Origin of the sequence: Moorena sp. SIO2C4 (assembly GCF_010672485.1) — a bacterium.
GTDB classification, from domain to species: Bacteria; Cyanobacteriota; Cyanobacteriia; order Cyanobacteriales; family Coleofasciculaceae; genus Moorena; species Moorena producens.
In genome coordinates, this window is record NZ_JAAHGN010000117.1 from 1 (window position 1) to 11,355 (window position 11,355).

General features: G+C 45.8%; 7 protein-coding genes and 1 pseudogene. 1 reads left to right on the top strand and 7 read right to left on the bottom strand.

Translation table 11 applies throughout. The features are described from left to right. Positions 1–213 (bottom strand): annotated as a pseudogene (locus tag F6K20_RS09045) (heterocyst differentiation related protein); the annotation flags it as partial. Between the two features lie 428 nt (positions 214–641). Between F6K20_RS09045 and F6K20_RS09050 the strand changes: the two are divergent. Continuing rightward, entirely contained in the window at positions 642–824 is a 183-nt protein-coding gene (locus F6K20_RS09050) for a hypothetical protein (protein ID WP_081473263.1), read from the top strand. 86 nt (positions 825–910) lie between these two features. Here F6K20_RS09050 and F6K20_RS40550 read toward each other — a convergent pair whose 3' ends face one another. The 6 genes from F6K20_RS40550 to F6K20_RS09075 all read right to left on the bottom strand — a co-directional run. Further along, on the bottom strand, positions 911–1,018 hold the full coding sequence (locus tag F6K20_RS40550; protein WP_071986925.1) for an AraC family transcriptional regulator: 108 nt from the start codon (positions 1,016–1,018) through the stop codon (positions 911–913). 15 nt (positions 1,019–1,033) lie between these two features. Further along, positions 1,034–2,158 carry a 3-dehydroquinate synthase gene (gene aroB, locus F6K20_RS09055; protein WP_287253815.1) on the bottom strand — a complete coding sequence of 375 codons (1,125 nt, stop codon included), beginning with the start codon at positions 2,156–2,158 and terminating at the stop codon, positions 1,034–1,036. Between the two features lie 163 nt (positions 2,159–2,321). Then, entirely contained in the window at positions 2,322–4,709 is a 2,388-nt protein-coding gene (locus F6K20_RS09060; RefSeq protein ID WP_287294474.1) for an ATP-dependent Clp protease ATP-binding subunit, read from the bottom strand. A gap of 564 nt (positions 4,710–5,273) precedes the next feature. Beyond that, positions 5,274–6,896, bottom strand: a complete 1,623-nt coding sequence (locus F6K20_RS09065) for a beta-barrel domain-containing protein (protein WP_287294475.1) — start codon at positions 6,894–6,896, stop codon at positions 5,274–5,276. Positions 6,897–7,322: 426 nt separating this feature from the next. Continuing rightward, complete coding sequence (locus F6K20_RS09070; RefSeq protein WP_009149359.1) at positions 7,323–10,301, bottom strand: peptidase domain-containing ABC transporter; 2,979 nt, start codon at positions 10,299–10,301, stop codon at positions 7,323–7,325. 451 nt (positions 10,302–10,752) lie between these two features. Beyond that, positions 10,753–11,355: peptidylprolyl isomerase (locus tag F6K20_RS09075; protein ID WP_287294477.1), on the bottom strand; the 603-nt coding region annotated here is incomplete at its 5' end.

Genomic DNA, 11,355 nt, shown 5'->3' on the forward strand with positions numbered 1-11,355 from the left:
TTTATTATTTAAATTATTTAAGTTCGGTGAAGCTAGAGCCTGGTTTGGCGGTTGATCTGTGTAAGGGGAATTATAGGGATTGTTAGGGGAAATTTGGAAGGGTTGGGAAGAGGGAAGGTTATTCGCCACCATATTGCCTCCTCCTTTGAGGAGAAACAATGCTGCCATTCCGGCAAAGGCAGCCCCCGTCAGGAATGCCATACCATCACTCATTAATATTGCCTCTCAACTGGAACCGAATTACAACGAATTGCCACTACTGCTAAGGTCGCATATTTTTTTGTTAATTTCACCCTTAACGTGGGGCAATAAGCCCTTTGCCCATAGCTTTGGGTAATTTTCGTGTGTCAATGGCAACCTAACCCTAAATTGAAATCTAGATTGGTGCCAATGTCTACCCTAGCTCATTTTCAAAATTTTGCGATTTCTCGATCAACTTTCCCTAATTGCTATGGATAATGGTGTGGGCAAATCCTTTCCGCCCCCTAGGGTAACCTGGGGAGAGTCTTACCCAGTCAGGAATTGAGTGACATGAGGGGTCAACCCTTTGGCCGGTTCTCAATGGTTTCATAGCATCTTCGATAGATGTTTTGAGCAAGTTATCAAACCTTGACATTTGAGTTGGGAGTGGGGAATCGGGAGTGGGGAATCGGGAATCGGGAGTCGGGAGTGGGGAATCGGGAGTGGGGAATCGGGAAAAGCGGGAAATGGGGATAATTATCCGGGAAATTATTGTGTATGGTGATACATATTTTGAGGAATTTATACGTAATATAGCGCTACGCGCAAGTCAGCAAGGTTCTTGCGTCAGAAGTCAGAAGTAAGCTATGACTAAGTTTCAGAGTTTAGGAATGTCCTAAGCTTAATGGGTAGTGCTATAAAAGTACCTACTCACCCCTTTCTCAAAAACCTACCCTTGTAAGCGACTCCCGATTCCCGACTCCCGATTCCCGATTCCCGATTCCCGATTCCCCACTCCCGATTCCCGATTCCCGATTCCCGATTCCCGATTCCCCACTCCCGATTCCCTTTGCTATAGCTGCATTTGCCTAAGCACCTCCCTAATCAGATCAGTTGGCACCTGATCTGTCAAGGTTACTTCACCAATCTTGGTAGGCAAAACAAATCTTACCTTACCGTCTTTTACTTTCTTATCCGTTTGCAGGGTATCAATAATGGCATCAATATCTAGCCCACTGGGTAACTTAGTAGGTAGTCCAGCTTTTGTGATTAAAGCATCCTGGCGTTCGGCCTCTTCTGGCTGCCACATCTGGAGTGCCACAGCAATCTGGCCTGCCGCTACCATTCCAATCCCTACGGCTTCCCCATGATTCACTAACTTGTAGCCAGTTAAGCTTTCTACGGCATGACCAATGGTGTGACCATAGTTCAAAATTGCTCTGATCCCAGCTTCTTTCTCATCCTGACTGACCACATCCGCTTTAGCTTGACAAGACCGAGAGAGAATTGTTTCTAATAAATCCTTCTTCAGGTAACGCAATTGGTCAAGTCGCTTTGATTCCTCTAGTTTCACAAATAGCTCTTCATCCCAGATAATCCCATACTTAATCACTTCTGCCATCCCTGCTCGCAATTCTCGGGCTGGCAATGTTTTTAATACCGAAGGGTCAATTAAGACAAATTGTGGTTGATGGAAGGCACCGATCAAGTTTTTGCCCTTGGGGTGATTGACCCCAGTCTTGCCACCAACTGAAGCATCAACCATGGCCAACAGAGATGTGGGAACCTGAACGAAATTAATTCCCCTTAGCCAAGTGGCAGCAGCAAATCCTGTCATATCCCCAATTACCCCACCGCCCAATGCCACTAGAGTCGAGGAGCGTTCTAGGCGGTTTTCTAGGGCAACATCATAGATCTTTTGGATAGATTTGACAGTTTTGTATCGTTCACCAGCAGGCAGGGTGAGGCTAGATACCTGATATCCCACTAACTCCAAGGCTGCGATCGCTCTTTCCCCATATCTTCGGAAAATTGCTGGATTAGATACCACTAAAACTTTTTTACCCAACTGTAGACGGCTCATCCAAACCCCAATATCATCTAAGCCACCTGTGGTCATCTTGCCATCAGGAAGGTGTTGTGCGATCGCAATATCATAGGAATGTTCTGGTAGAGCAACGGGAATAACTAACTTCATGAGGAGGAGCCTTTTTCCTGGTTAACTATGGCGCTGTATATATCTACTTTTTGTATCTTTTATAGTAGATGTAGATATATGTTAGAGGGATTGCAGGCAACCCCTCTACAGATCCAGCCTTTAAAGTCCAGGCTTTAACGAAATTTGGCATCATTCCTTGGCACTAGCAAACCCCAACTGGTTGCCGCAGCCTCTTTTGGGCGTTTGCAGATAATACGGTGACCTGACCGTGATCATCCACATCAACAACTGCTGTATCCCCCTCTTGAATCTGACCAGATAGCATGGCTTCGGCTAAGCTATCTTCTAACAGGCTCATAATTGCCCGTCGTAGAGGTCTAGCACCATAGCTCGGTTCGTAGCCTGCTTTGACTAAGTGGTCCTTGAAAGCCTCTGTGACTTCCAGGATAATTCCTTTCTCTTGTATAGAGCTAGAGATTTCCTGAAGCAGAATTTCCGCAATTTCCTTAACTTCATTCTTCTTGAGCTGACGGAAGACAATTATATCGTCAAGGCGGTTGAGGAACTCAGGACGGAAATAGTCTTTCAGATTTTCATTGACCTGAGTGCGGATCTGGTTGTACCTAGACTCCTCATAGGTTTTTGACGACTCAAAGCCAAAAACACTACCTCCTTTTTCAATCACTTTAGAACCGATGTTGGAGGTCATGATTAATATTGTGTTCTTGAAATCTACAGTACGACCTCTAGCATCGGTTAAGCGACCATCATCTAACAGTTGCAACAGTACATTGAAAACGTCAGGGTGAGCTTTCTCGATTTCGTCAAATAGTACCACCGAGTAAGGCTGGCGTCGGACAGCTTCAGTAAGTTGACCACCTTCGTCGTAACCCACAAACCCTGGGGGAGAACCAATGAGCTTGGAAACAGTGTGGCGTTCCATATATTCCGACATGTCAAGACGAATCATCTTGTCTTCTGACCCAAACAGGTAGGAAGCCAAAGATTTAGCCAGTTCTGTCTTACCAACTCCAGTCGGACCAGAGAAGATAAAGCTAGCAATCGGTCGATTGGGATCCTTTAATCCAACTCTTGCCCGACGAATTGCCCGAGACACAGCAGTAACAGCTTCGTCTTGACCAATGATCCGCTCGTGCAAGGTTTCTTCCAAGTGCAGCAGCAGAGCTGATTCAGATTCCGTCAGTTTATTGACCGGTATCCCAGTCCAAGACCCTACAATCTGAGCAATGTGTTCTTGATCCACAATCGGAATAGTTGGGGATGGGGATAACTTACCTTCAATTCCCTCACTCTCCCACTCTGATTCTGCTCTAGCCCTTGAGGAAGGTTTTGAGTGCATCAAGTGAACCCGACTCCCAGCTTCGTCAATCAGGTCAATGGCTTTGTCGGGTAAATAGCGGTCCGAGATATAGCGGTCTGACAATTGAGCTGCAGCCAGTAACGCTTGGTCGGAAATCTGGACTTTGTGATACTCCTCGTAGGTTGAGCGCAAACCATGGAGTATGTCAATGGTATCCTCTACAGAGGGTTCCGAGACCATGACTGGCTGGAAACGACGTTCTAGTGCTGCGTCTTTCTCAATATACTTGCGGTATTCATCCAGAGTAGTAGCTCCCAAACACTGGAGTTCACCTCTAGCTAGAGCAGGCTTAAGGAGATTAGCCGCATCCATACCCCCTTCTAAGGAGCCTGCACCGACTAAGGTGTGAATTTCGTCAATTACTAGGATAATATTCCCAGATTCCTGGACTTCAGACACAACCTGCTTGAGCCGTTCTTCAAAGTCTCCCCGGAAGCGAGTACCAGAAACCAATAAAGCCATATCTAGGCTAATCACTTGTTTGTCTGCCAACAGGTCTGGAACATCTTGAGATACAATCCGTTGGGCTAGACCTTCTGCGATCGCAGTTTTCCCAACTCCAGGTTCCCCCAGTAATATCGGGTTATTCTTGCTACGACGACCTAAAATCTGCACCACCCGCTCGATTTCCTGCTGACGACCAACCACCGGATCCAGTTTGCCCTCTGCAGCTAACTTGGTCAGATTAGTCCCAAATTCTTCTAAGGTAGCTTTCTGGTTTTGAGTATTCCCTATAAACGAGGAACCTTGTCCCTTAGCAGTCGTTGCTGCTGTTAATTCTGCTATCGTACTAATGACATGGGTGCGTAATTCTGTTAGGTCTACACCCAGGTTTACCAGTACTTGAGTCGCAACGCTGTTCCTGTCTTGAATGATAGCTAGCAACAAATGTTCAGTATCGATGTAGTTGTGTCCAAGTTGCTTAGCTTCCTGGAAAGATTGCTGAAAAACTTCTTTGGCTTTGGGGGTGAAAGGGAGTTCTGAGCTAAACATTCTCGAACCCCTACCCACAGTGTTTTCCACCGAGTAGCGAGCATCTTCGAGGGTAACACCAAAATCCCTCAGCACTCTGGCTGCCACAGCTGTTCGTTGTGCAATCAAACCCAACAGCAATTGCTCAGTTCCTACGAGGCTGTGTCCCAAGCGACGGGTTTCCTCCTGAGCCAGCATGATGGATTTGATCGCTTTATCTGTAAAATGTTCAAACATCCCCGGTTCACCTTACCGAATTTAAGCAGTGGGTGAGAGATCACCCTGGTGTAAAGTTTTATGTACTTTACTTCCATCAATGTACCCATCTGTGCTTAAACTCAGCAGTCGGTAGAACCGTAATCTTGAGGAGTGGTTGCCGCCAATAGCAACAACCAACACCTAGAGCGATCGCTTAGGTAGGGAAACATGTAAGCATTCAGCCGTCAGCATTCAGCTGTCAGCATATGCGCTACGCGCAAGCTACTTGAGGTGCCATCAGCTTATTTAAAATAAACCTTGAACGGGAGAATTTAATAGTTCGAGAAAAGTGTGGGGATTTGCCCTTGGCCGTTGGCCACGCTACGGGAACAGCTTTGTGGCACAGGCTAGAAGCCTGTGCCACAAAACTGATAGCTGATAGCTGATAGCTGATAGCTGAGAGCTGATAGCTGATAGCTGATAGCTGATAGCTGATAGCTGATAGCTGAGAGCTGAGAGCTGAGAGCTGAGAGCTGAGAGCTGAGAGCTGATAGCTGATAGCTGATAGCTGATAGCTGATAGCTGATAGCTGATAGCTGATAGCTAACGCATTTTGGTCAAGCTTTCAGTCTTATCCAAAAACATCTCGGTGAAAATACTCATCACTGTTCGTTTACGCACCCGGATATTGGCACTGATAGACATACCCGATTGCAATTGCACTTCTTTGCCATAAGCTTGAATGAACTGTTTATCCAATTTAATTTTGGCAGGGAAAGTATAGTCTTGACGCAGTTCCGCAGGATCCGGTGGTAGGGCATCAGAACCAATAGATAGTACCTCACCTTTTACATCACCAAACTCACTAAAGGGAAAAGAGTCAACTCTGACTTCGGTTTCCATACCTTCATCCACAAACCCGATGTCTCGGTTGGTAAGATATACCTTAGCAATCAGAGAGCTACCGGGAACAATTTTGAGCACTGGCTGAGTGGTATTGGCAACAAAACCAGGAGTTGAGGGTTGCAAATCAAAGACTGTTCCATCAACAGGAGCTCGTAGTTCTTGATAGCTTAGGGTTAGTTGAGCCTGCTGCAACTGGCTATCAATTTCTGCCATCTGCTTATTGTTATCAACAATGCGTTGGTTTAATTGACTGATAATGCTAGCTATTTGGGTGTTTATGCTATCAATTCTTTCTTTATTCTGGGCCATCAAATCAGCCAGTTCTCGTTGAGAAGACGCAATGGTACTGAGTAGATTCGCTCTGACCCCAGCAATTTCTTTTTGCAAGCGTTTTTCTTCTTCAATCCTAGCGTTTACCTCAGTTTGGCGATTTTTGACCTCATTTTGCTGCCTCAAGAACTGAATCTTAGAAAAGCCCCCTTGTTCATACAGGGGTCTGAGGTCTGTCAGAATACCCTCCTCAACTGTTAGGATGTCTCGGCCATTGGCAAGTTGAATCTGATTCTGTTTCAGCTGTTCCTCTAGGGAGCCAATTCTACTCTCAAGTTCAGCGATCCGAGCGTCAAGTGCAGCAGTACCATATTGTAAACGAATTCGTTGTTCAGGGTTAAGATTAGCCCTAGAAGAACCTCCACTAAGTTGAGCGCGATAAAGTCCAATTTCTGACAGTAGCGTGTTTCGACTAGCGATCAGAGAAGGCAGTTGTGAGGACAGTTGTATATCCATACCTGGTGGTGGTACAGGTGGATAATTAGGATTACTAATTGCAGCCTGATAAAACTGGTTTTCTCTGATTAAGGTAGCACGGCGTTTATTGAGAGACGTGAGTTGAGCCTGAGTAGCCTTGGGCTCAAACGAAAGGAGCAATTGCCCTTCTTTAACCGGCTCTCCTTCCTTAATATGAATTTTTGTCACCACTCCACCCACAGGAGCTTGGACTTCTTTAACCGCACCTTGTGGCTCTAGCTTGCCCCGAGCGGGAACGGCATAGTCAATTTTGGCAAAGTAAGCCCACACCATACCAAAAGTTGTTAGACTCAACAGTGCCCAGAGAATGGCATGAGACCAATGGGGCGATTGTTCTAGAATAACCGGCTGGTCGAATTCGAGGTGACTATTAGAAGCACGACGTCTGTCCCTGGTGTCTTGAGGAACTGCCATTTTGCTAATAGTACCCACAGAACCTAAGTTTATTTTTGGATTTGGTTTGGAACCATTGCCATTACCATTGCCATTACCATTGCCATTATATGGGCTCATAGTTATTAGCTCCTGCTATTCGTTAATACTTCGGAAAGGATGAATAATGAAGGATAAATAATAAATAATGAAGGATAAATAATAAAGAATGAAGGATAAATAATAAAGAATGAAGGATTTTCTCGGAATGTTAAGATAATTATCTGGTTGAATAATTAAATTTAGTAACTAATAAAAAACTGACTCATTGATCATTTTTATCACTTACTTTAGGGGGAGTTAGCCAAAACTTCTCGCTCTCACTTGATAGCCTCTGTAAAACCAACTACCCGACCACTAGTATTTTTTTATCCTTGAGCCTAGTCTATCCGATACCAAGGGTTAAACCAAATAGCAAATACCGAGACAATACACACTTAATCCTTCACCCTTAATCCTTAATGCTTAACCCTTCATGGTTAATCCTTCACCCTTCACCCTTCATAGCTACATTTGAGCATCTTGTTGCATGTAGAGGCAATAGTAACGACCTTTCTGAGCCATCAGTTCATCATGAGTACCTTGCTCTACTATTGAACCCCGATCCATCATCAAAATGATATCAGCGTTGCGAATGGTTCCTAGGCGGTGGGTAATGAACAATACCGTGCTTTGTTGAAAAGCTTCCGCTAGATTTAAACACACTTGCCGCTCGGTGTCATAATCGAGGGCGCTGGTGGCTTCATCTAATATCATTAACTGGGGTGATTGCAAAATCGTTCTGGCGATCGCAATACGCTGTCGTTGTCCCCCGGAAAGACCTGAACCCCTTTCGCCAACGCTGCTATTGTAACCCAAAGGCAATTCCATGATAAAATCGTGGGCCACTGCTATCTTTGCTGCCTGAATAATTTCCTCACTGTCTGCATCAGGATTGGTCAGAGCAATATTCTCTTGAACGGTTCCCTCAAACAAGAGGGTTTCCTGAGGCACAATCCCAATCTGACGCCGCAGGGAATAGAGTTCGACTTTCGAGATATCGTAACCATCGACAATGATGCGACCGGACTCTGGACCATAGAGTCTAGCCAAAAGTTTGGTCATGGTACTCTTACCGGAACCACTTTGCCCCACAATCCCTACAAATGAACCAGCTGGAATCTCGACGTTAATGTTATTCAGTTGCATTGGTCCACTCTTGGCAAAGCGGAAGGAGAGATTTTCATAGCGAATGTCTCCCGTGATAGAGGGCAAGGGGATATTACCCTGGTCTGCTTCAGCCACTTCTTTGGGTGTATCGACAATGTCACTGAGGCGTTCGAGAGATAGGGCTGTAGACTGGAAGTTTTGCCAAAGTTGGGCTAAACGCAGCAAGGGACTGGTAACGTAGCCCCCAATAATCCGAAAGGCAATCAACCCCCCTAAGCTTAATTGTCCATCTAGTACTAGATAGACCCCTACCCAAAGCACAAGTAAACCCGAGAGTTTGTTCAAGAAGGTGCTCATAGAACTAGCAGCGGTAGAGGTTAGCACATTCTTGAAGCCTTCACTAACATAGCGCGCATATTTCTCTTGCCATTTCCAACGCGATCGCAATTCAATATTCTGGGCTTTAACGGTGGAAATGCCAGATAATACCTCCACTAGATAGGATTGGGTTTGAGCATTCCGTTCCGCTTTATTGCGTAGCTGTTGCCGGACAATTGGGGAAACGATCAGGGTCAGGAGCATGAACAAAGGGATTACTGACAAAGTCACCAGGGTCAGCACCCAACTAAAGAGGAACATGACCACGATGTAGATTACAGAAAAGACTGAATCTAACACCACGGTTAGGGCTGTCCCGGTCAAAAACTGGCGGATATTTTCTAGCTCATTGATCCGAGTGGACAACTCCCCAACGGGTCGTTTCTCGAAATAATTTAACGGTAAGCGCAACAGGTGGTCGATAATCTCGGAACCGAGAGCCATATCGATACGGTTGGTCGTATCTACAAACAGGTAGGTACGCAGGGTGATTAAAACCCCCTCAAAAACCGACACCACCAACAGTAAAATTCCCAGTACTTGCAAGGTATCGGTACTGTTTTGGGATATCACTTTGTCAATGAGTACCCGGATAATCAAGGGATAGGCTAGACCCAACAGTTGGACAAAGAAAGAAGCAATTAAAACTTCCGTCAATACCTTGCGGTAACGAACGATAGAAGGCCAAAACCAACTCAGACCAAACCGCTGGGTAGGGGTGTCTTTGGTAGGTTTTAACAGAAGTACCTGCCCGCCTTCTCCCCAGTTTTCTTCAAAATCTTTGGGTTTAAGCCGTTGAATTCCCAGCTGTGGCACCGCCAGCACTATTTGCCGTTCACTGGCTTCATAGAGAATAGCTAAGCTATCGTGCCACAACAGCATGGCTGGGGTAGGTAAACGTTTGATAGCGTTAGCTGGTACTGTTGCGAGTTGGGCAGTTAATCCCATCAGTTCTGCCACTGCACCACAGTGCTGAAGGGAGATTTGACCGGTGCGAGCATGCTGGTTTTTTAGCACCTTCCGTATACTATCTCGCCGGAAAGGAATTTTAAAGTACTTACTCAGCATTTGGAAACAAGCCAAGGATTCCTGCACTGCTCCTTTACCCCGTATAAAGGGGAATTTTGTAGGAGTAGTCTGGCCAGTGTAAATCGTCTCGGGAGCTTGATCCGGTCGGTCTGGAGCCTGGGGAATATCGTCTTGAGGTATACTGGGAATTGTATCGGTAGGCTCAGCCAGGGTTTCCGAGTCATTGGCGGTTTGCTCAGAGAAAATAGCTTCTGGAATTCCCACCAAGCGCGTTGCACCATGACCATTGACCTGTAAGCTAGACAATGCTTCTGAACTCAGACAAGACCCTACTGGTAAATTGGCGGCTGCTCCCCCACTCACAAACCATACTCGATTGGGGTCGAGTTGGCTTGACATTTGCTTGCCCCGAGGCAGGTTATAAACTAAAGCGTCTGACCAGGCTAACAGGGCAAGTGCTTTGAGGTCAGTCTCTGCCTCAGCCCGACGCCCCAACTCTGTTCCCAAAAGATCAAAGATTTCCACTAGACCACAACGGGCTTTGAAGGCATCTGAGAAAGATTTTTCTGTATCTAGCAGCCCTAAGAAGTCAGCCGCATTGATGGTGACACAAACCGCTTCCACCGATGCGATCGCAGTTTCACAGGGTATGCCCCTGACCAAACTGACCCAGCCAATAATCGCTCCTGGTTGTAGTAATTTGAGGGTTGTGGGGGTTTGACGGCGTTGGTCATAGCCGATGAGACGGGCTTTTCCTTGGAATAAAATCGAGATTTGGCCTGGCATTTTATCCCTGACCACAATTGTCTGACCCATGCGGTAGCGCAACAGTTGGCAACTCGTGGACAGTTTTTGCAGTGCTGTCCTTGACAATTTATTGAACGGAGAAATACCAGCTAGAAACTCTTGAATTGTTGTTGTATAGGTCATTGAGCCTCTTAGGAGATTACTTAGCTTAAATTTGAGATTAGTTAGCTTAATTAAATTTGATAACAGCTTCTAATGGGGTATTTATTAGGATATGCTAAGCATAGTAGGTCTGTCTTTTATGTAAAGACTCTGTAACGCACCCTAGGAATTGCTTAGCGCTTCCATCAAGAAATGTAACTAGTTGGCTATGCTATGATGGAATCAGGCAAAGTCTATTGAGACTAGCCTTAAAGAACAAAAATTTTACCGTACACCATAGACTACTGATCATTTAGCCACGGCACAGCTTCAGGATTACCATATCCCCAAGCTAGAGGGGTTTTTCGGAATCTTCCCCATCTGGCGCGGTTAGCCCAAACTATTAGCCAAATCCCGCCTATTTTCCCCCAAATCCGGAATTTTAGCCATCTATTTAGTTTCTTGAGTTTAGTTTCATTAGAAAGTCAAGTCGTTAATCTAGCGCCGCTAATTGCTGATTCAGTTGCTCACTTAGCCAGGTGCTGAAACATTCATTCAGTAGTCGCTGGCGCATCGAATCATCTAACTGGGCTGGCATAAACTTCTCCAAACGCACGATTAACAGCCATTCTCCCAAGCGTGTCGGTGGGAACAGTTGTCCGGGTTGGCTCAGGCGAAGCATTTGGGCTAAGGCGGGGTGAGGTACGCTCAGTTCAACCGGACCGATTAATCCGCCAGTCTGAGCTTCTGGTCCTTGGGAATATTCCCTGGCTAGGTCAGCAAAAGACTCTTCTCCTTCTTGAATTCGGAAATAGATTTCTTGGGCTACCCCTGGGTCTTTAGTCCGAATCAGGGAATAAATCACCCGGTCTAATTGTCCCTTCCTCTCCAGAAAATAAGATTCCAGTTTGTGACTCCAGGTTTGTTGTTTGTATTTCTCAATCAGAATACTTCGTACCGCTAGGGCTTCTAATTGAGCTGGATTCATACCACGCTGCTTTAGCCAAGCCTGTTTAGCCGTCTCGTCAATGAGCTGATTTTTTTCCAAGAACTGCTGATAGGCTTGAGCCTTCTCCTCTGGTGTGCAGCTTGCGGT